Source organism: Bacteroides ihuae (genome assembly GCF_900104585.1).
In the GTDB taxonomy this organism is placed as follows: domain Bacteria; phylum Bacteroidota; class Bacteroidia; order Bacteroidales; family Bacteroidaceae; genus Bacteroides; species Bacteroides ihuae.
On record NZ_FNVX01000004.1, the window covers coordinates 547,941 to 570,980 of the forward strand.

The 23,040-nt window shown below is 39.7% G+C and carries 19 protein-coding genes; 2 read left to right on the plus strand and 17 right to left on the minus strand.

The genetic code is table 11. The annotated features are described in order from the left end of the window. Positions 1-9: 9 nt before the first annotated feature. The 13 genes from BQ5338_RS03025 to BQ5338_RS03085 all read right to left on the minus strand — a co-directional run bounded on the left by BQ5338_RS03025 (position 10) and on the right by BQ5338_RS03085 (position 17,269). Positions 10-1,368: a sigma-54-dependent transcriptional regulator gene (locus BQ5338_RS03025; RefSeq protein ID WP_071145328.1), complete on the minus strand. Its 1,359-nt coding sequence runs from the start codon at positions 1,366-1,368 to the stop codon at positions 10-12. Positions 1,369-1,435: 67 nt separating this feature from the next. Then, positions 1,436-2,914: a TolC family protein gene (locus BQ5338_RS03030; protein ID WP_071145329.1), complete on the minus strand. Its 1,479-nt coding sequence runs from the start codon at positions 2,912-2,914 to the stop codon at positions 1,436-1,438. Between the two features lie 129 nt (positions 2,915-3,043). Further along, positions 3,044-5,650, minus strand: a complete 2,607-nt coding sequence (locus BQ5338_RS03035) for a sensor histidine kinase (RefSeq protein ID WP_071145330.1) — start codon at positions 5,648-5,650, stop codon at positions 3,044-3,046. A gap of 113 nt (positions 5,651-5,763) precedes the next feature. Beyond that, positions 5,764-7,029, minus strand: a complete 1,266-nt coding sequence (locus tag BQ5338_RS03040) for an ABC transporter permease (RefSeq protein ID WP_071145331.1) — start codon at positions 7,027-7,029, stop codon at positions 5,764-5,766. Positions 7,030-7,041: 12 nt separating this feature from the next. Next, positions 7,042-8,325: an ABC transporter permease gene (locus BQ5338_RS03045; protein WP_071145332.1), complete on the minus strand. Its 1,284-nt coding sequence runs from the start codon at positions 8,323-8,325 to the stop codon at positions 7,042-7,044. A gap of 30 nt (positions 8,326-8,355) precedes the next feature. After that, positions 8,356-9,021 (minus strand): ABC transporter ATP-binding protein, encoded by a 666-nt coding sequence (locus BQ5338_RS03050; RefSeq protein WP_071145333.1) that lies wholly within the window; start codon positions 9,019-9,021, stop codon positions 8,356-8,358. 36 nt (positions 9,022-9,057) lie between these two features. After that, on the minus strand, positions 9,058-10,308 hold the full coding sequence (locus BQ5338_RS03055) for an ABC transporter permease (protein WP_071145334.1): 1,251 nt from the start codon (positions 10,306-10,308) through the stop codon (positions 9,058-9,060). Positions 10,309-10,310: 2 nt separating this feature from the next. Next, complete coding sequence (locus BQ5338_RS03060; RefSeq protein ID WP_071145335.1) at positions 10,311-11,597, minus strand: ABC transporter permease; 1,287 nt, start codon at positions 11,595-11,597, stop codon at positions 10,311-10,313. Between the two features lie 28 nt (positions 11,598-11,625). Then, positions 11,626-12,291, minus strand: coding sequence for an ABC transporter ATP-binding protein (locus tag BQ5338_RS03065; RefSeq protein WP_071145336.1), 666 nt, complete (start codon positions 12,289-12,291; stop codon positions 11,626-11,628). Positions 12,292-12,327: 36 nt separating this feature from the next. After that, positions 12,328-13,611 (minus strand): ABC transporter permease, encoded by a 1,284-nt coding sequence (locus tag BQ5338_RS03070; protein ID WP_071145337.1) that lies wholly within the window; start codon positions 13,609-13,611, stop codon positions 12,328-12,330. Positions 13,612-13,622: 11 nt separating this feature from the next. After that, positions 13,623-14,906, minus strand: coding sequence for an ABC transporter permease (locus BQ5338_RS03075; RefSeq protein WP_071145338.1), 1,284 nt, complete (start codon positions 14,904-14,906; stop codon positions 13,623-13,625). Positions 14,907-14,941: 35 nt separating this feature from the next. After that, positions 14,942-16,189, minus strand: a complete 1,248-nt coding sequence (locus BQ5338_RS03080) for an efflux RND transporter periplasmic adaptor subunit (protein WP_071145339.1) — start codon at positions 16,187-16,189, stop codon at positions 14,942-14,944. A 159-nt stretch (positions 16,190-16,348) separates the two neighbouring features. Next, on the minus strand, positions 16,349-17,269 hold the full coding sequence (locus BQ5338_RS03085) for a glucosaminidase domain-containing protein (RefSeq protein ID WP_139265164.1): 921 nt from the start codon (positions 17,267-17,269) through the stop codon (positions 16,349-16,351). A 104-nt stretch (positions 17,270-17,373) separates the two neighbouring features. On the opposite strand from BQ5338_RS03085, the gene cdd reads away from it, so the two are divergent. Beyond that, positions 17,374-17,853, plus strand: a complete 480-nt coding sequence (cdd, locus tag BQ5338_RS03090; RefSeq protein ID WP_071145340.1) for a cytidine deaminase — start codon at positions 17,374-17,376, stop codon at positions 17,851-17,853. Positions 17,854-17,879: 26 nt separating this feature from the next. Here cdd and BQ5338_RS03095 read toward each other — a convergent pair whose 3' ends face one another. Beyond that, entirely contained in the window at positions 17,880-19,115 is a 1,236-nt protein-coding gene (locus tag BQ5338_RS03095; RefSeq protein WP_071145341.1) for a serpin family protein, read from the minus strand. 283 nt (positions 19,116-19,398) lie between these two features. Between BQ5338_RS03095 and bla the strand changes: the two genes are divergently transcribed. Next, positions 19,399-20,166 (plus strand): subclass B1 metallo-beta-lactamase, encoded by a 768-nt coding sequence (gene bla, locus BQ5338_RS03100; RefSeq protein WP_071145342.1) that lies wholly within the window; start codon positions 19,399-19,401, stop codon positions 20,164-20,166. A 6-nt stretch (positions 20,167-20,172) separates the two neighbouring features. Here the strand turns inward: bla and BQ5338_RS03105 are convergent, their stop codons facing one another. The 3 genes from BQ5338_RS03105 to BQ5338_RS03115 all read right to left on the minus strand — a co-directional run bounded on the left by BQ5338_RS03105 (position 20,173) and on the right by BQ5338_RS03115 (position 22,768). After that, entirely contained in the window at positions 20,173-21,291 is a 1,119-nt protein-coding gene (locus BQ5338_RS03105) for a PDDEXK nuclease domain-containing protein (RefSeq protein WP_071145343.1), read from the minus strand. A 168-nt stretch (positions 21,292-21,459) separates the two neighbouring features. Further along, positions 21,460-22,059: a type 1 glutamine amidotransferase family protein gene (locus BQ5338_RS03110; protein WP_071145344.1), complete on the minus strand. Its 600-nt coding sequence runs from the start codon at positions 22,057-22,059 to the stop codon at positions 21,460-21,462. Positions 22,060-22,069: 10 nt separating this feature from the next. After that, the gene (locus tag BQ5338_RS03115) at positions 22,070-22,768 is read right to left on the minus strand and encodes an alpha/beta hydrolase (RefSeq protein WP_071145345.1); all 699 of its coding nucleotides are present in this window, start codon (positions 22,766-22,768) and stop codon (positions 22,070-22,072) included. Between the last annotated feature and the right edge of the window lie 272 nt (positions 22,769-23,040).

The following is a 23,040-nucleotide window of genomic DNA, read 5'->3' on the forward strand; positions in this document are numbered from 1 at the left end:
GATGATAGATTAATTATTGATAGTAATGCTATACTTTTCCAATCGACGATACAAAGCAGCCCGGCTAATGCCTAGTGCAAGAGCTACCTGACTGAGATTACCATGACAACGTTCCAAAGCCTGAAGAATCGTTTGTCGTTCTATCTCATCAAGAGTCATACCGGTAAGTGATGTACTTGACGAAACGGGTTCATCGCGCCTATGATACTGATTTTCAAAATCAGCAGCTTCCAATTGTTTTTTTCCACTGATCAAAATTGTTCGCTCCACTAGGTTTTTTAGCTCACGAATATTACCAGGGTAAGGTAAACGAGTTAGAAAATGCAAAGCATCATTTGAAAGTTCGGTATGCGGCAGTCCGTTTGCTTCCGCCTGTCTATCAGCAAAATGACGAACCAAAAGTGGAATATCTTCTCTTCGCTCACGCAATGCAGGAAGATGTATTGTGATAAGATTAATACGATAAAACAAATCTTCACGAAAAGTATGTTCACCCACCATCTTAGGCAGATCAGCATTAGTAGCACTAACCACTCTGATGTCCGTTTTGCGAGGACGACTGTCACCCAACACTTCAAAAGTTTGATCTTGGAGCACCCGAAGCAATTTCACTTGACAAGAATGATCCAAATCACCTATTTCGTCGAGGAAGATAGTTCCCTTATTCGCTAATTCAAATCGCCCCGTACGATCTGTAGAAGCATCCGTAAAAGCACCTTTTTTATGACCAAACATTTCACTTTCAAATAAGCTTTGAGAAATTCCTCCAAGATTTACTTTCACAAAAGGTTGCTTTGCACGTTGGCTGTTTACATGTATCGCCTCTGCTATCAATTCTTTGCCCGTGCCACTCTCTCCGGTAATGAGTACCGATGCGTTAGTTCGGGCAATACGTCCTACCGTATTCAATACATCAGTCAAAGCTCTCGATCGTCCTATAATATTGCTTCTTATTAACGCATCAATTTGCTTCTGTTCCTCCTCTTTACTTTTAGGCAAAACAGTTAACTCCAATGCCGTTTCTATTCGCTGCAATAAAGCAGCATTGTTCCAAGGCTTGGTTATAAAATCAAATGCTCCGGCTTGCATACCCTGTACGGCTAATTGAATGCTACCCCAAGCAGTCATCAATATTACCGGAGTGTCAGGGCGAAAGAGTTTCACCTGTTTAAGCAAAGTAAGACCTTCTTCTCCCGTTGTAGTTAGCGAGAAATTCATATCCATCAACACTAACATAGGAGAAACAACGCGCACTACATCCATAGCTTCTTTGGGAGAACTCACAGCCTCAACTTCATAACCCGCTCGTTTCAACATAAAGCTAAGAGAAGAGCGTATAGCCGAATCATCATCTATAATTAAAATCATAAAAAGTTTATTTCGTGTGGATCTGATATATTAAAACAAAAATACTAAAATATATTGTAAGCCATTACTATTTACGGACAACATCGTCAAAGTCAACACCTAATTCAGCATTATTTTTAAAATCCCATAAAGTGAGACTTCTTATCTGATAAAAGTAATACCAATAGTAGTACAATTCTGAAATATGTTTCTGCCTAGCTTCATCTTTTGCCGTTTGAGCATCATTTAGATCGAGGGTATTGATCTTACCTATAAGGAAAGTCTCAATGCTCGTTTTATAACGTTTCTGAGCAATAAAATCAGCCTCATCAGCAATAGTAAGTTGCGCTGCCTGATTATTGAAATGTTCCACTAGCAAAAAGATGTCTTGATTAAAGCTGATTTGTTCCTGACGAATTTTCGAAGCTATGACCTCTCGATTGCTCTGAGCAACTTTCACCTTTCCACGTCGTTTTCCCCAATCAAGAATCGGAACCTTCACACCCACCTGAACGATATTATTGTCAAGTAGATCACGGTAAGCTGAAGATAAAGTATTATTTAAGCCAGTATATCCCACACTCGCAAAAAGATTGATGCTACGCAAATTACCTTTAGCTGTAGCTACCGCATAATCAGCCTCAAGTTGCCTACGGCGTATATTCTGCGCAAACGAATTACGTTCAAGTGATTTGTTTAGCACCATATTATATTCTATTTGCACATCTGGTACAGACTTTGGCACAATCGGCTGCAAAGCTTGTTCTTCAGGCAATCCAAGAAAGGCCCTTAACTGGAACATTTTAGCATTCAAGTTACTTTCAGCATCTGTCACTGAAGCTTTGGCCTTCAGAGCAGTCAGCTTTAATTGCAGTAATTCATTCTCCGATATCTGTCCCATTTTTCGCTTCGCCCCTGCTACTTCATAAAGATGATCAGCATTTTGCAAGTTTTGTTGCGCAGTACCCAAAGTTTCTTTTGCCAACAATAGCTCAAAAAAATGAGTGATTGTTTTCATTGTGACCTCTTCTGTAGCAGTAATAAAAGCCGCCTTAGCCTCAGCATAACGAACCGGTTCGATGCGACGATTCCATTTAAGATTATTCACGCCAAAAATAGGTTGAGTAAGCTCTACCCCGACCGGAACTGACATAAATTGCTTCTCTCCGCCAGCGCCCAACTGCTTAATATAATCCAAAGACGAGGTCAAGGATAGCTTCCCTCCCGTTAGCCAAATATTCTGGTCAACAGACAGTTCACCAGATAACCCCAGCGTATTGTTGCGAACATACGTATACGAACCATCCGATTGCTGGTAAGCACTATAAGATTTTTTATAATTTGGTAATGTACCTATAAGATTTACTTCAGGTAAAAGATCAGCCCTGAATGTTCGATACTCCCAATAGGCAGTTTTAAGCTCATTGAGAGCCACCGCAGCATCAACGGACTGTGTTCTAGCCAAAGCTATGGCTTCTGGAAGAGTAATAGTTCGCTCCGTCTGCGCCTCTAGCATCAGCGGAAATAAAAGAACTCCAAATACAAGTGTTACAATCTTCATTCTCATAAAACATCATTTCTTGAGAAAGAAGAGTCAAAGGTTATGCCAAAAAGGTAACAATCTTATTTACAGGCATTTGAAAGTATAGGTCACTGTCCGAAAACGAACACTCTGTCCGCAGATGAACGGGTTATCTTAATTTTGATTATCGGGAATACGAATCGTAAAACGACTCCCTTTACCTTTTTCCGAATTTACATAAATCTCTCCATGCATGTGCTCTACTATAGTTCGACAAATGCTAAGTCCTAAGCCGGCTCCTTGCGAGAAGTTATCCACTTTATAAAAACGATCAAAGATATGCTTTTGATCTTCTTCGGAAATACCTGACCCGGTATCTTCCACAAACAGAGTTGTATAGCCCGGCTCCTCCAGCAAATAACCAAAAGTAATAGATCCTTGATGAGTAAATTTAGCCGCATTATTAATAAGATTATTCAATAGCTGCTTTATCCTTACAGGATCACTCACAATCCATTTAGGTTCATCTTCCGGTAGCACTTTTATTAAAGAAACTTTTGCCGGCATACCCAGCTGTTGAGACTGATATATATCATCTATAATCAGAGATAAATTGAAGTTTGTTGACTGAAAATCCAGTGTACCCGATTCAATACGCGACATGTCCAATATATCATTAATAAGGCTAAGAAGTAATTCGCAATTAGTGTTTATTGTAGTGACAAATTGCAATATTTCCTCATCACTGAAAGAATGAATATCCTTCAATAAATCAGAGAAACCTACAATGGAATTAAGCGGAGTACGAATCTCATGGCTAATATTTGCTAGAAATGCAGTTTTCAAGTTATCGGATTGCAATGCTTTATCTCTAGCAGCAATCAGCTCCTCCTCTGTATTTTTGTACCGCTGAATACTCTGGCAAACTCCAAGTATGGAATAAGGCACATCTACAGTAAGTCCCATGAAAACGGACATACGATATTCCCACCATTCAAAGTCACCTTTCACATTACATATTTTACAAGCTTGTCTGAGGCTTTTCTTTTCTCCATTCAGAACAGCATCAAATCCCAACGACACTTCATCCACATAGTCCGGATGAATTAATCTACTTATTTGGCTACGCGTAATATACTTTTCATTTTCATCAAAACCAAATCGCTTCAAAAATCCTATTGGAAAGAGAAAAGTTTTTTTAGCTACATCATATTGCCAAGGATAAACTGAATTGTCCTCCACTGCCAAATGAAAAGACCTCTTCTGCAACTCCTCATCTGAAATATTCCGGAATGAAAGTACAAATCCGCTCAGTTGTGATTTCTGGTAAATAGGTACAAATTCGCCGGATACGGGAAAATAATTACCAGTATCTACTTCCTTCATAAATGAATCTTCAGGGATAAAGACACTTTTGCCAGTCTCAGCTACCTGATTCAATATTGAATAAAGAATATCCTGTCCTTTATTGTAAATCCGAAGATAAGTTCCCGCCGGAAGTCCCTCAAAAGATCCTCTACCACTAACAACGTTGATATTCAACATTTTTGATGCTGATTGATTGACGAAACGAATTTTCAAATCCTTTCCATAAGAAATCACACCTTCATGTATCGAGTGAAAAATATTATCAAAATTATTCCGCTGATCAACCATCTTATTTTGAAGCAATAGTCTCGTTTGTGCTTCTATTCGTTTGCGAAACTCACGCTGCTTAGCCCGAAAGAGCACAACAACAAGGAACACAAGAAGAAGCAAGGAAGAGCTATATAGAAGGATAAACAAAAACTTGTATTTTTCCCAGTAAGGCTCATTCATAATCACACTATCTTCGGGCACAATTTGTTTCGGTACATGGAAAAAGTTCAATTGCTTATAATCAAAAGTCAGTTGAACCTCACTCTGCGTATATCCCAATGAAGAAACGTTGGCCCCCCGAAGCAAATCCGCTGCGCGCATTCCCGCTCTTCGAGCATCATCATAAGGAGAAGGAGCTAATGAACAAAAACCTCCCCGTGTCAAGGATTCATTAGTGACAGTAAAGCAAGGAGACTTCGATACTTTAGCAATAGAGGGCATGAATAGTCCCCAATAAGGCATGATTAGAATACTTTTAGAGGCAGTCTGAGATATCTGTATTTCATATAGAATATCAGTCATCTGGTCAGTATGAATATTAAACTGGCGCATCTGATAATCAGGATTATTCTTAGCAAAAATAGCCAATTGCGCTCTCAACTCATCCATAGAAACACGCCCCAAATAGCTATTATCACTAACAACTACAATTTTCTTCCTATTTGGAAACATCTCTTTCGCCGTTCCTAGTAAACGGACAAAAGATTTAGGATTCTGAAATCCTGTAACGTTAGTATATTTGTTTAATATGTTCTGATTCGGATATTCCACTCCAAAATAGACTACCGGGACTCGTTTAGGCAATGAATCGCCACAAACAAGTAAGCTATACAAAGCTTCATCGTTAGAAGCTATGATTAAATCTGTTCCTCTCTCTGTAGCTCGAAGACAGATACGGCGCATAATTTCTTCTTCTGCCACATTGACCCAACAACGTGCATTTAGATATTCTGTAGTGATTTCAACATTCATTGCTCCTTTCTCGAAACCTCTACGCAATCCTTTATTGCGCTCCATTGCCCAACTGTCTGATTCGGCATAAGATTGTATAAATAGGATTTTATAGCTTCGTTCCTTAGCAGCAAGAGTAAGAGAGGTACCAACTAAGATCAGTATCATAGTCAGCCGATAAAGCGTGCTCATTCAGTGATGTGTTACCTTTAAACATAATAATTATTGGCGCAAAGATAACTTATAATTTATTTTAGACGCATTATGCAACCATATAAATTCATTTCAATTCAATTCTAAAAGCATTATTCGTCACGTAAAGCCTCTGCCGGTTGAATTTTCATTGCTTGTTTAGCAGGAAACCAAATACCAATCACAATCATTAAACTCATCAAAACGAAAGTAATGAATGTTGTAACCAGAAAACGTACAGGAGCCAGAGTAATGCCATTCATCGAATTGGTATACTCTGCATAAGCCAAATTAAAATCAATAATTAAAGCTATTATTGTGGCCAAAACTAAGAGCAATAATCCTTCACCCATCAGCCGAATAAAGGCTTTCCTATGAGTACTACCGCAACTGATGTGCAGTGCTATTTCCGAGCGACGTTGCTGCGTGCGAAACCAAAATGTACCTAGCAATCCTAAGAAAATATTTAGTAGCAAGAAACCAATAGCCCATGCTTGATTACGAAGCTCATTCATATCATCCATTTGATACATGGTACGCACCTTTTGCATAGACTGTATGTCGCTTAAAAAAAGATTTCCTACACGAAATTGACTATTGGACATTGCACGCAGACGATCAATAAATCCGGGAGCAGAGTTATCGTGCGTACGAAGACAAACTTCACATCGTCTTACCTTAACCTCATTGCAGCCTGCTATTTTAGTCTGGTCAAAAAGAATGATGATATAACGAGATTCGTAAATTGATCTAAAATCCCCATATCTCACCGGCCGGGTTACAGCCACCAATGGCCACGTTTTTATTGTATCATCATTTAAATAAAAAGAACGCCCTAGTATATCCTTACCCTTCAAACCAAAATCACGAGTGAGTAAGTTTTCTCCAGCTATAAAGTTATTTTCCTTTAAGAGAGCAGCCAACTGATCCGGCGATTCTCCATTGGCTCCTTCATAACGAAAAACACGTAAGAAATCGGGTGTAACCTCGCGACGAACATCCCATACCCTCATCGTATCCAATCGAGCCATAAATCCGCTATTAGAGCCATTGTAAGGATATGAATTTAGAGACACACTTACAGCTTCCACATCCGGAAGGTGACGTAAACGATCTACTATTTGCAACAAATCCTCACCTGGCTTGGTTGTTCGCGTAGACGGATCAACATAGTCAGGACTCTTTGCTGTAAGCGCATCAATGCGGATAAGATAAGTGTTGGATATATCAAAACCACGAGGTTCAAAATAAGTAGATAAAGTAGCATAAGACGTATCAACCACATACCACAACACCACACTAACAAGCAATAGTTCAACCCATAGCCATACATTGATACGACGCTCATTCCATATTTGTTTTAGTAACTTTTTATTCATTATCTTAGGAGTTTAATGGTTACTCAATGCATCGGTGATAGAAATACGTGAAGCCCTCCATGCCGGAACACCCGCACTCAGTAAATTCATCAGTAAGCAGAAAAGTAAAGCATAGCCAAAAGTAGAAACATGCATCAGCATCAACACATCTACTGTCGGGGCAGAATTAAGCATCGACAATTTAGAGGATTCAAAAAGTGATGAACCGAAAAAGAGTGCAAAGACAAAACAGAATATCAATCCTATAATACCTGCTATCATTGTTAAAACTAGATTTTCAAAAAGAATCTGCCACATTATGTCTTTACGTGTTGAACCAAAAGAACGTCGAACGCCAACTTCAGCAACACGTTGCCTCAACCTACTTTGGGTCATAGAACTCAAATTTATAGCAGGTATGAGAAGTAGCAAAACAAAGGTTATCATGCGTCTATTATTTATGGCTTTCATATCCGGCTCTTGATTAGCCCACTTTCGAACAACAAAGACTTCTTGCGTATCGGGCTGATTACGATAAATCGTTTCAGCATCAGACAAACCATCATTATATTTCACTCTTAGACGTTCACACTCCAAACGTATTGCAGGAAAATCATCCTTACTCTGTGCCAGTATCGCAACACTCATCATCCCCATAATACCTTCATACCAAGTTTGATCCTTTATGTCAGTCGAATAATAGGGTATCCATACTTGAGCATAAGCACTGGAAGCCAAAGTAGAGACATCACGTACTACACCGCAAATAGTGTAGGGAGCATAATTAAGATTCACTTGTTTACCTACAACAGCCGTAGTACCATATAACGCCCGTGCAATACTTTCTGCAACAACTGCCACAGGCAATCCCGCTTCGGAGGCAGCCTCATCAAAAGGTTTGCCGTCAACAAAAGCACAATCAAACACCTTCCAATATTGTTCATCCGTTTGCTTCACATCCACGTCAAAAGCTGTTCCATGAGGGATACTAGCTTGCATACTGGAGTAGATAGTGTATATAGTTACCGCTTCAGGAGTTTTCAATGCGCGAAAACATTCACGAGCAGTACGGAGACTCAATGGGCCATTATCAGAATCATCTTTTGAACCACCTTTTTCATAAGTAGTCATCCACTTCACATGAAGCATACGGTCACGGTTCGACTCCGGAACATACGGTTCCGTTTGCACCTGCTGCATCAATACAAGAACCATAATCAGGCAGATGGCCAATGCCGTACCTAATATAGAGATGATTGATAATAAGGGCTGGGCTTTCAGCTGATAGAGAGCCTGTTTAAAATATTGTTTAATCATTGTATACTATGAATTTAGTGAGAACCCCATTTATTGCACTTGTCGACCATCAAAGAATCTCACGGTGCGACTTGTCTGTTTGGCTTGTTCTTCGTTGTGTGTTACCATCACAATAGTGCGCCCGTCTTCTTTATTTAGCTGATGAAGAAGTTGCATCACTTCAGCACCCATCTTTGAATCCAAATTACCGGTAGGCTCATCGGCAAGAATAATATCCGGATTACCTATAATAGCACGAGCAACAGCTACACGTTGACATTGTCCGCCAGAGAGTTGCGTGGGAAAGTGGCGCATACGATGGCTAAGTCCCACCTTCTCGAGCACCTCTTGTGCCAAACGCTTACGCTCAGATGCCGACACACGACGATACAAAAGAGGTAGCTCCACATTATCAAGCACATTAAGAGAATTTATCAGATGAAAAGATTGAAAGACAAAGCCCAATGATTTATTACGAAAAGCAGCCAATGCCTTGTCTTTCATCCCTTCGGTGCTTGTACCGTTTATCTGAATACTACCACTTGACGGAGCGTCCAGCAAACCAATAATATTGAGTAATGTAGATTTGCCACAACCCGATGGCCCCATGATAGAAAGGAACTCTCCGCGTTCTATTGTTAAGTTTACGTTTTCCAGAGCTACCGTTTCAATCTCGTTCGTACGGTAAATTTTTGAAAGAGAACTAATTGTAATCATGACTTTGTATTTTCTTATTATTTATATTCTGTATTATTATTCTTCATGCAATGCCTCGGCAGGTTGAATGTCCATAGCCTGTCGGGCAGGAAACCAGATGCCAACAAGCAACGTAAGCATTAGCAGTGTATATGTCATTGCCAATCCGACAACAAAACGCTTCAAAGTAAACTCAACCGGACTGATGGATACCATCTCAGCATAACCCAAATTCCACGCCACAATAATAGCAGGGAGAAATGAGAGAGTCAGTAATAGTATACCTTCACCTAGAAGCAAACGACGAATGTTTAGTTTAGAACTGCCAATAGCCACACGCAAAGCTAATTCCGATCGACGCTGTTGCGTACGGAACCAGAAGGTACCCAATACGGCAAGAAATACATTGAGCAGAAAAAATACTGCTACAGCTAAATACGTATATAGTTCATTACGATTATCTTTCAACTGTTCATCTCTATAGTCAGACATCGGTCGCATATCTTCCAAATAAAGATTACCAATCATTAGCTGTGCGCGCATTTGTTTTCTGAATGTGCGTATAAACTCTTTATTATCAGCCTCCTGTTTTACACGAATATAAACACCAAACCATGGTATATCAGTATACCCCAATCCTCTACCGGCATCTGTGTTAATTGCCATATATGTGGCAGATTGATGACCGGTGAATTCATTATATTTCTGATCTTCGCAAATAGCAGATATACGTACACTATCTCCGTTAGAATGGTTCTTCACCATTTTCCCCACTGCGTTTTGTCCCTTGAAAAGTTTTTTCGCCAGTTTTTCAGTAATGATAATATCTGTTAGATTCATTTTTTTAGCAAGCTCTTCGGGTGATGAACCGTCAGCTCCATGCACACGAAAGACTCTAAAATAATCAGGCTCGACAGAGCGCATCCACGTCCAAGCCGTCACCGTATCATAGGTGAGCGAAGCCGATGCATTCGCCCATACATAATGCTTATGCATTTGTGTAACACAAGCCGACTCAACCGACGGATTATGCCGCAAACGTTCTAAAAACAGATTAAGATCTCCCGCAGCAGCTTTGGTATGTATGCTATCCGATTTATAATTGGAACTTTCAGGAGAATAAGCACCAATATTAAGACTATAAACATGGTGCCAATCAAAACCAAGACTACGAGTCTGGTTTACCCCTATTGCATACAGATAATCCAGCGCATACCACAAGCATGAAGAAATGACAAATAATCCGCAAACCAGCCATATATTCTGGCGTCGGCTATTCCACAACAATTTAAGAATATGTCCAAACATTACTAATTCCTTTCATTTAAAGCATTAACAATCGTAGTACGAGCCGCTTTCCAAGCCGGAATACCCGCAGAAAGCAGATTAAGAACAAGACAGAATATAAGTGCCACAAGGAATATCCATAAACTTATCATAGTCCCATTCATTGCTGCTTCTCCCCCAAGGTCGGAAGCTAAAAGCCAAGCAGAGAGTATCCAAATACCTATATAAGCAAATAGAAGTCCGAACAGACCGCCGATGAGCGTGAGAAGAAAATTTTCACTGAGCACCTGCCACAATAGACTCCATTTGGTAGCCCCAAAAGCTTTACGTACCCCTAGTTCTGAAATACGCTTACGCATCCTGCTTTGTGTAAGCCCTGATAAATTAATAGCAGGAACTATTAAGATGATAAAAATAATCACGCAATAACGGATAACTACCTTGGCGGGAGGGGTACCTCCATTCGAAAATTTGTGAAGCATTTGGGTAAAAAAGTCATCCGGTTGATCCATTATATCAAGTTTATACTCTTTGCTGTTTGCATTCATTTTTGCTATAGAAGAAGCTAATTCCGAGCGGATTTTCGAAAAATCGTCCGCATTACGAGCCAGCAGAAAACACTGAAAATCGCCTGTATGTCCCTCTCCCCAACCTGCAATGCTTATACTGCAAATATTACTATTCGTAGTATATGGTAACCATATTTCGGCATAGCTTTGTTCTGCAAACTTACTAACATCGCGCACTACTCCGGAAACAGTAAATGCCACAAAGTTCAAATCCAAACGTCTTCCAATAGCTTCTTTCACGCCACCAAACAATTTGCGGGCAGCACTTTCACAGATCACAGCTTGTTTCAGACCTGATTTAAACGCAGCGGCATCATAGGGTTTACCAGCTAAGAAACCAAACTCAAACATTCGCCAAAAAGCATCATCCGTATAAAGTACTTCACAATTAATTTCTTCGTCTGTTCCAGGTACAGACGAGAGCATGCGTCCATAAGTATACACAGCCGTCACAGCCTCAGGGGTAGTAAGAGGATAAAAAGCCTGCTGTATATCATAAAGCGAGAGACAGCTATAATTACGTTCATCCTCATTCACTTTACTTACCGCACTAGCCCACTTCACATATAAAGTCCGATCACGATTTAGTTCCGGTTCATAATTGGCTGTTTTGGCTCTCAAGATGATGATGATCACCATAATTATAGCTATAGCCAACGCCGTGCCTGCTATCGAGATAAAACTCATTAGTTTATTCTCTCTTAAAAGAGTAAGAGCTTGTTTGAAATATAGTTTAATCATTGTATCTATAATTTTAGGGAAAACCCTTTTATTGTACTTGTCGACCATCAAAGAATCTCACTGTGCGACTTGTCTGTTTGGCTTGTTCTTCATTGTGTGTTACCATCACAATAGTACGCCCATCTTCTTTATTTAGTTGATGAAGAAGTTGCATCACTTCAGCACCCATTTTTGAATCCAAATTACCTGTAGGCTCATCGGCAAGAATTATATCAGGATTACCTATAATAGCACGAGCAACAGCTACACGTTGACATTGTCCGCCAGAGAGTTGCGTGGGAAAGTGGCGCATACGATGACTAAGTCCCACCTTCTCGAGCACCTCTTGCGCCAAACGCTTACGCTCCGAAGCCGACACACGACGATACAAAAGAGGTAGTTCCACATTATCAAGCACATTAAGAGAATTTATCAGGTGAAAAGATTGGAAGACAAAGCCCAATGATTTATTACGAAAAGCAGCCAATGCCTTGTCTTTCATCCCTTCGGTGCTTGTACCGTTTATCTGAATACTACCACTTGACGGAGCGTCCAACAAACCAATGATATTGAGTAATGTAGATTTGCCACAACCCGATGGTCCCATGATAGAAAGGAACTCTCCAGGTTCTATTGTTAAGTTTACATTTTCCAGAGCTACCGTTTCAATCTCGTTCGTACGGTAAATTTTTGAAAGAGAATTAATTGTAATCATGACTTTGTATTTTCTTATTATTTATATTCTGTATTATTATTCTTCATGCAATGCCTCAGCAGGATGAACTTTCATAGCATGAATAGCCGGAAACAAGATACCCGTAACCATCATCAAAACAGTAAACATTGAAGCAATAAACGCTGCCACCAAAAAGCGGTCGAAACGCAGGAAGGCACCTTTCTCTTCCATCGAAAAGCCAAAAGAAGTTCCTGCACTAATCATGCCTCCAGTAGCATAAAATATGTTCCAAGCTATAAGCATGGCAGGCAATAAAGCAAGTATAAAAAGTACTCCGCCTTCTCCAAGTAGTAAGGTTAATAAACGCTGACGAGTAGCTCCCAGTGCTAATCGTAAAGCGAGTTCCGATTTTCTTTGGCGAGTACGGAAAAGAAAAGTACCCGTTACTCCAAGAAAGACACTAACCAGCAAGAAACCGGCCATCAAGATATTCATACGCATTGCTTTTACTCCCGATGAAATAAGATCAGAACGAAGGTATTCCAGCGAACGAATATCTCTGATATATAAATTCCCTACTCCAAGTTTAGAACTATATTCAGCAAGAAATTTTTCGGATAAATCAGAACTATCTGCTGCCGGATACATACGAAGACATATCTCTACCATCTCAAGATTCTCGCTATTGATACCTGATTCAATTGTTTTATCACTCAAAAGGGTATAAACAGAAGGTGTACAGCCATAGAATTCAGCATAACTTACCGGAGTAGAAACTGCCGAAATCTTTGCCTGTTCACCCGACTGAGAGAAAACAATCGATCTACCTGTAACATTGTTTGTAATAGGAAACATCTTACGAGCTGCGTCCTGAGTTAGTATAACCGACGTATCAGTAAGCTTGCCACGCAGAGAAGTTCCATCTGATTCTTTAATACGAAAAATATCGAAAAAGGAGTCGCTTACCCGATACCATAACAATCGGGTAGCCGTTGTATCCACAGACGCCTGTACATAGTTGCTCATTCCATTATAAGGATGAGCAGTAAGCGAAAGAGAAATCCCTTCTACCCCTTCAAGGTGACGCAAACGTTGCACTAATTTAAGAAGATTAGTACCTGTTTCTGATTTTTTAGTTTGAGACACAATATACCCTTCGGCATCCGAGTCACGCTCTGCAACATCCAAACGATAAGTGTGACTAATATCAAACCCCAAAGGAGCAGTATAGAAGCAATAATTATTATAAAGCGACAATGCCACATACCACAAACATAAGATAACTAACATCAACTCACCCCACAACCAAGCATTATGCTTCCGCTGATTCCAAACCAAATGTATAAGATGTTTTAGCATTTCATCAAAGTTTATTCGTTAGTAATCGCTTTTACAATACCTGCTGAAGATCCTCGCCATGCAGGTATACCGGCACTCAGCAAATTGAGGATAAGACAAAATAGTATCGCCAATAGAAGTATCCATGGATTTAAGTAAAGAGAAAAGTCTAGATCAGGTTTAATGTGCATTCCAAAATAAGCTGTAGATCCCAATACCCAATCACGACAGAGAGAGAGTCCTACATAACTAAGTAAGACTCCAAGTAATCCGCCAAGTATAGAAAGCAACAAGTTTTCCGTCAAGATCTGCTGCATCAACTCCATCCGAGTAGCTCCGTAGGCCCGACGTACTCCTATCTCAGGCATACGTTGGTAAATGCGGCTCAGAGTTAACCCTGAGATGTTCACTGCCGGAACAATCAAAAGCATTATTACAGTAAGAATAAACTTCATAACTAACGATACAGTATCCGGGTCTCCCGGCCCGAAGCGGCCCATCTCCACGAGCTTCGTGTCAGGCTGACTTCTTAAATTCAACTCATATTCCCGTAACGAAGCATTGTAAACCTTCACTCTTTGCTCTATTTCTGCACGAATAGCAGGGAAATCATCTGAATGATGTGCCAGAATAAAAGCCTTATAATTGCCCGATATATCTTCCGCCCACGGATTCCGACGGATTTGTCCCGTTGTATAAGGAATCCATACTTGTGCGTAAGCATCAGTTGCCAGAGTAGAAACATCATTCACCACCGCACAAACGGTAAAAGGGTGATAATCAAGCATTATTGTCTTCCCTACAGCCACATTAGCATCACCGAAAAGCATACGTGCCATACCCTCTGACACCACTGCTTTATGAATTGCAGCATCAAGATCAACATGATCATAAAACTTCCCGGCCACGATATGAAAACGAAACACTTTCCAAAACTGCTCATCAGTAAAAAGAGTACTACACCGTGTTGCTTTACTCCCTCCTGGCAGAGCAGCCAATCGGGTTTGCAAAGGAGAAACGATACTAACAACTTCGGGAGTCTTAAGCGAGCGGAAACAAACATCTGCTGTTTTCAATGAAAGATACCCATTACCGTTATTCTCGTGAGTACCTTTCTTTTGAATGCCTGCCCATTTTACATAGAGCGTACGACTGCGGTTTACTTCAGGTCCATAATTCATTATCCGGGATTGAAACGCTACCACCAACATCATGATGAGAGAGATAGCTAGCGCTGTTCCTAATATAGAAATGCTGCTGAACAAAATATTTTGTTTCAATAATTGCCATGCTTGCTTTAAGTATAATCTCACCATAATGCAGATGTATTTAAGTCTATGAAATATAAGCTCTATTTTACTTTCAGTTTGTTCTTATTCTTGTAAGAGGTCATGTCCGAAACCACGACTTTGTCACCCTGCGTCAAACCGCTAAGCACCTCTACATATTCAAAATTAGAATCACCCAGTTGCACTTTCCGCTTCACAATCTCATCCGAAGAAGTCTGTACAAAGAGCTCATACTCTCCACGGCCTACGTAATACGATGCATTGGCAATACGCATCACGCCTTCTTTCACCGCATTCATCACATACACATCCACCTTCAAACCTGAGCGCAGACGTTTGTTATTATCTTCCGCCAACTGCACAGTAAATGAAATTACCCCATTTTTAGACAAGGGAGTCACGCTAGACACCGTTCCTTCCAATTTTTCGCTTCCGATCTTCACAATGGCCTTGCCACCTGCCGAAACACGATCTCCATACGTATCAGCTATTTCACCCTCCACTTTAAAATGACTCAAGTCTGAAATGATCGCCACTTGTCCACCTTGCGGCACCTGCGCTCCCACCTGATTATTAATATAAGTAAGAATTGCCTTACGTGGAGAGCGAATCTGCGCATCGTCTAGTGTACGCTTCATCTCAGCCAATGATTTTCTAAATATATTGAAGTCTAGTTCTTGTACTTTTAGTTCCGCACCTCTTACTTGCTTTTCGTTACCATATTGCTGTTTCAACTGTTCATACTCAAGTTGAGCCACATTGTAACTCAGTTCGGCCTGACGCACTTTATCTGTTGTACCTGCACCCAGACTGTCCAGATAATATTCATTACGCAATTCCACCTTCATGCGGTTCAGCTTCATTGCAGAAACTTTTATCTGCATAGCCATGTCGCTCAGTTTCGTTTGGTTGTTTACCTTGAGCTGATCCAGCTTATAACGACGCATCTGCTCTTCATCCAGCAATTTATTATAATCCGTTTCGGCACTTTGCAAATCCAGTTTCAAGATGGGGGTACCTACATCTACTGAATCACCTCCTTTACGATAGACTTCAATTATCCGACTGTTAATAGGGGAATTAATGATTTCTTCGAAAGCAGGTGCTACCTTTCCGGAAGCGCTAACACTCACTTCGATAGTCCCTTTGTCAACAGTAGAAAATATTAAATCTTTTCTGGTAACGCCCGTACGCATCAGCGAAATAAGCACACTTATAGCAACAATGCATACAATACCGATTATTGAGAATCGAATAATTTTCTTATTCCGCTCTTTGAGGCGTTCTTTTTTAGGAATCTCTCTGTCCATGCTATGATTGATTATTAAATTCAGTTCGAATACATCTCTTTACTATCAATCGCTATGCCAAAGAGTCAACTACCTGAAAAACAGGAGATAATAAAAAAACAAAGGTGTCCGTTTCCGAACACCTTGTACGTTTTTGCAGAATTTAAAGAAGTAATATTATTACCTCAATCGCAACCTATCGCCCACTTCAGGCACATAATCTGGTTCTTTGCGGTTCATCTTATATAGATTCTTCAAACGGATACCATATTTCTGAGAGATAGTATGCATGGAATCACCATCTCTTACCACATAAGCCACATAACCTTTAGCAGCCTTCTTATGCTTAGCATGAAGATAAATAATGTCTCCGTCGATGATGGTATAATCTTTCTGTAGATCATTATATCTCACAAGCTTTCTCGCACTAATATCAAACTCTTTTGATAGACTTTTGAAAGTATCTCCTCTACGAGCTATGACATAAGCCAAATCATTGGCCAAGTAAACCTGATGAGAGTTAAAGGTAATGTACTCCTCTTTATAAGCAGACCTGCCATGGTTACGTTCATTATCATACTTATATAGTTCATAATCTTCTATTATTGTTATTAGCCGATTGGCATACGAGGGGTCTGTAGCATATCCGGCTTTTTTTAGCCCTCGCGCCCAAGCTTTATAATCGGTTATATCCAAGCGGAACAGAAAAGCATAACGTGCGCCTCTTTTCAAAAACAGTGAGTGATCTTCGTATGAATCAACAGGATCATCATAAGCACGAAAGCATTCTTGCCGCGCATCATCATCATGCCTCACCGTAGCCCCGCGCCAATTCCCACATTTAATACCAAAATGATTATTACTTTTTCGAGCTAATTCACTATATCCGGCTCCACTCTCAAGCAACCCTTGCGCTAGAGTGATACTTGCAGGAATCTTATGAATTTTCATTTGCTCCACAGCAAGTGGGTTATACCTATTAATATATTCGGTATAACGTTGGTTTCTCCGTTGTGCCTGTGCATTAGTAAAAGCAAAAGCAGACAAAAGGGTAAAAAGGAGGATACTTATGTACGGTTTTTGATACATTCGGTTGGTCATTCATTGGGGTTGTTGGTAATCAAGGCACAAAAATCATAAAAATTATCCGGATTATCAATCTCTTTGTTAACTTTGTCACCCCAATCCTAAAAACAAAACGAATTATGAAAGAGCTCACTATCACCGCCGTGCTTAAAGTATATCAATACGATGAACTCTCGGAAATAGATCATGCTTTGATTTGCGCCGCCATGGACGCTACTTCTCGAAGTTATGCACCCTACTCTCATTTTAGGGTTGGAGCCGCCGCCCGATTGGCAAACGGAGTAATGATTACCGGAACTAACCAAGAGAATGCCGCCTATCCGTCAGGGCTTTGTGCTGAACGCACCACGTTGTTTTATGCCAACTCACAATATCCCGATCAGGCAGTAACTACGCTTGCCATCGCTGCCCGCACAGAAACAGATTTTATCCCATCTCCGATTCCTCCCTGTGGTAGTTGTCGCCAAGTGATACTCGAAACCGAAAATCGTTTTAAACAGCCTATCCGCATTCTGCTCTATGGCAGGGAAGCGATCTATGAAGTAAAGAGTATCAAAGACCTTCTTCCTCTGTCATTTGATGGTTCAGAGATGGAATAACTCGTCGCAATAAATATAGAATCGATCTAAAAGTTATCCACCTTTCCCATGAATAAGATTGTGCCTGTACTGTTTTCGCGTATGGCATAAATAAACGGTTGGTCAACAAAAAAATCAATAGTTGATTCCGGCCCTGCAGCTGTAACATCGCCAGTAACAACCGTGGTTGCTGCCGCTTCTGTTCCCTCTTCATTGACTTCCACAAATGTTTTGTGAACAACCTGCGATATGTAGAGTGGCGCTAAGTTACACATCTTACTAAAGTTAGCTTTACGAGGATCAAATGCTTGTTTCATGCCCATAGCTGGTAATATTGCTTCATGCATATTATAAGCATATTCGCCTTTAAAGCGTGGAAGTCTCACCACCACTTTATGATTATTCAATCCATCCAATATTGTACTCCATGAATCCGCTGTCAGAGTCGGAAACAAATCGCTCATCTTTTTTTCATTGTTAGGTAATAAAATGACCATACTGAACGCATTATTTCCATACGGCAAACTCAAACAACGCCAATTCTCATTATCCGAATATCCGAAGTGACTCTCCTGAATCATCATCTTAACAATCGGCCTTTTCCCATCTGCATTGGCAAAAAGAGCATCAACAGTGTTCTTCGCATCAAACTTTGAACGCCATTTACCTTTAAAATACAATGCATTAATCAAAGCAAATTTTGTATCGGAAGTCACCTTATCCAACGCCTTCGGAATTTTCCCCTTCGTCTTTTCACTGCACCAAGTGTTTATCTTTTCAAGAGTCGCAGGAGACGAAAAGTCAACTTCTTCTACTGTTGCATTATAATTATTCTGATTCACCTCTATAAATGATTTCTCCAGCGGCAAGTCTTTAGCCGTCCAGATAGAATTAGCTATCAGTAGTTCGGTTGTAGGGTCAACCGTCAACAAAGCTTCGCTCAACGATCTTGAATACTCATTAATCTGGCTTGGAGTGTATCCTTCATTGCCTAGCATTTGCTGCATTTCATTCTTTGTTGTACCATCGGCCCCATTCCAAGTCATACTCAAAGCCATGTTGACACTCAAAGGAGAAACCAACACATTGCCGTTCGATTTTTCAACCGTCGTTTTAAAAAGATTAATAGCAAATAGATTGTTTGTGTTCATTTTGCTGTCAAAGTCCGATTTCAGAACAATAGCCTTAGCGTTAGGAACTTCTTTGGGTTTTGAGTCATCAGATGAACAAGACATAGCCCATAGTAACGGGCTGATTAGAATAAGTTTTAAACAGTTTTTCATAAGTCATTAATTTTTAAGAAGTCTAGCAATAATATATTACGTAAATGCAAAAGAAGTAAAAATACTGCATGTAGAATAATAATAATTGAAATTAGTTGATTAAGCCTCCCGATTATATTTATACTTAAAACTCTTGCTATATTTGCCAATAGTTTTAAGTATGATTAAACAAGGACTTAAGCATTTATACATTCGAGTTCACATAGAGTCTCTCTGTTTTTTATCTATCATTGATAATTGGTAATTGATAAATTTATATCTTTGAACAGCAATTACAAATGATATGAAACATCAAAACTTATTATTAATAGCTTTCTTATCGGTATTCTCTTTAAGCTTAAATGCCCAGAACAAAGAGATATTTGATAAAATAACGGTAGCTCCGGGCATGGAGGTAGTGAAACTGTCAAGTAAAGCTTACTTTTATGTGTCTTATGATGATATGGGAAGCTTTGGTATAGTGCCGTGCAACGGACTCATTTTGGTTAACGACGGCGAAGTAGCTTTGCTCGATACGCCGGCCAACAATGAACGAACTGCCATACTTATGGATTGGATTGAACAAGGATTGCAGGCCAAACTAACTACGTTTATTCCCAACCATTGGCATGGCGATTGCTTGGGTGGGCTCTCTTATTTGCAGAAAAAAGGAGTGAAATCGTATGCCAACCAAATGACAATTGATTTAACACGCGAAAAGAAATTACCCATACCCGATTATGGGTTCACTGATTCACTCACCGTGAAGTTGGGTGATATGGATTTGTGTTGTTATTATCCGGGCGGAGGACACTCTACAGACAACATTGTGGTATGGATTCCTTCCGAGAAAATTCTTTTTGGAGGGTGCATGGTGAAGGAGGTTCGTGCCACCGGATTAGGAAACTTATCGGATGCAGCAGTGAACGAGTGGCCTTCAACCATTGATAAAGTAATCAATAAATATCCCGATGCACGTATTGTTATACCCGGGCACGGTGCAATAGGTGGTAGGGAATTGTTATTGCACACGCGGGAGATGCTTGAGAAGAATAATAAGTCTATGCCATGAAACTTATCATCCTATTTCCTTAGCAATGAATCTCTTTATTTCCTCTTCCGATGGAAGATCGACCATATACTTCTGTACGAATATGTTCGGATCTAATCCTGCCGTAGCATATTTCACTAATGTATCTCCTTTTTCTGTGCAGAGAAGAATGCCGATAGGTAAATTATCATCGGGCTGCATGATTTCAGTCTTGTAATAGTTGAGATATAGATTTAACTGGGAGGCATATTCATGGCGGAATTTGCCCATCTTCAATTCCACAATAACATGGCATTTCAAGATTCTGTGATAGAAAACAAGGTCGGCAAAGAAATAATCATCATCTATTAAAATACGTCTCTGACGTGCTTCAAAACAGAAACCATGCCCCATTTCCAGTAAGAAGTGTTGCAAGTTATCAAGAATAGATTGCTCTAAATCGTCTTCTGTAACTAAGGCTCGTTCATTAAGCCCTAAAAACTCTAAAGTTACAGGAGTGTTTATCACATCCACAGGATGTAGTTGAACAGCCTGTTGCTGGACTAATGCCGAAAGAGCTTCTTTGTTCTTGGATAATCCACTACGTTCGTAATATAATGAATCAATCTGCCGATCCAGTTCTTTTACAGTCCAGCATCCCCTTATGGTTTCCATCTCATAGAAGGCTCGTTTGACTGAATTTTCTATCTTGGAAATCTTCTTGAGATGGGTGTAAGGCAATCTGTTGAAAATCTTATTTGCTGAAATATGTATGCTGTCATATTCTATATCACCTGTTTGTAATTCGGCATTCGGCAAGTGCCAAATTGGTGCAGTGAATTCGGCACTTACCGAGTGCCGAATCTCCGAACCCGACATGACATAGTCCAAAACCTCTTCTTTTAGCTGCGGATAAACAAGATACAAGCGTCTGAATTCCCGGAATCGACGTTCATTCAGCCCTTTAGCATTTAGCCGCTTCTCCAACTTCATTAAAAGTTGTTCGCCATAGGTAGCGCGGTCTTCACCACGTTGTTCAAACTCAACAATATAACACCCCATTAACCAATTACGGGAAGTTAATGCAAGGTTTACAGAATGTACGGCTTGTGCTTGCAGAGTTTCTTGAATGGAACTTATATGATTGACTAACGATTCAAAGTTCATTTTTTTGTATTTTGTGCAAAATTACTATTTTTATCTCAATGTCTTTTAATTAAGGAAAAATATATGTAAGCCACTCGGTAAAGTCATTTGACGTATTAGGATTAACTATAATGGTTAAAAGCCGATATCAATGGCCTTGATCTCTCTGCTTTATGATCCGTTAAAATGTTACTTCGGAGAAAGTCCGTTTTTAAAAAACTGATAATTTTCTTCAATTATTTCTGGAGTATCTGCTTCTAATGCATATAGAATTTCACGGCAAAACTCCAATGGAGCAGCTCCGTTAGCAGTAACAATATTCCCGTCTCTTACGGCTTGCTCGTTGATATAATTAGCTTCGCCTGTATATTTATTGCCTGCATACTGCTTTATGTAATCAAGACCATTGCTTGTATGCTTTACATTATTGAGGTATCCGTTCATACCGAGAAATACCGAAGCATTACATATTCCGGCAACCAATTTGTTCTCTTTTACTGCTTTCTCGACAAGCGGAACAATTTGCTCGGCTTCAGGCGAGAACCAACTCATTCCGCCAATCAATATCAAACCGGCATAATCGGCAGGCATATCACTCAAATCATAGTCAGGTAATACTTTGAATCCGCCTATCGACACAACAGGGGACTTTGTAACAGACAAAGTCTTTACTGTATAGTTAATTGGGTTTCCGGGTTTAGCGCCCTGATTCAAGCTGGCTGCAATATAGGCTCCTTCCCAGTCTGCAAACTCGTTTAAAAGTACAAAAATCACTTCTTTCTTGCTCATTCTATTTATTTTATAGTGTTTTTTCTAACCAATTATTCAGATAATCCAGATGCTCTTTTGTATGAAAGTAATGCTCTCCATCCGGCATAATATCCACAATGCAATTATTTCTACTAGCAAACGAGTCGAGAACGCTTCTGTCTGTCATATTATCATTTTCGCCATACAAGATAAATGTGGGGCTATTCCACCTTTTAATCGGATTATTTCTGACGTATTCATAATAATCCCACGACAGGGTTTCTCCAAAAGAAGTTTCACACTCTCCCTTCTCTTTCAATTCTTTCTCTGTTATGTTCGACCATTTCATCATATTTTGAATCAATCGCTCCATATCCAAAATTGGAGAAAGGAAAAGGCATCTATCAAACGTTATATTTTGATAAATCAACAAGCTAAAATAAGCACCTAAACTACACGCATATAAAGAGATACTATTATATTTGTCTTTAACGAACGAATAGACCTCATTTAAATCGTACATACCATTTTGAACCGTACATGAATATTCTTCCGCTCCGCGTTCTCCATGTTCCGGTAAATCAAAACTAATGACCTGACAACCGGATTTTTCTGCTATGCTTGCAAAATGTTCGGCTTCTTCTTTTCTAGAATGTTTACCGTGTACATACAAGTATAGTTTATCTGAATCGGAACCATATATGATAGCTGGGATATTATTGATTTGAATTTTCTCTTTTTTATCCATTGACATTTAATCCTTATCGGCAAGTGAACGTTATGTTATAGATTTATGAAATATCCGATACACTCCTTATTATCTATGCATACAAAGATAATATTAATAACAATATTCTTAAAGATATGGTAGTCACTATTTTAATTTGCTCTTGCCAAATTACTCGACTGACATGCCTACCAAAGCCCAAATGTGATGTATAGAGAATAATAATAATTAGATGATTAAACATCCCATTTTTTATTTATACTTAAAACTTTTGCTGTATTTGCCAATCGTTT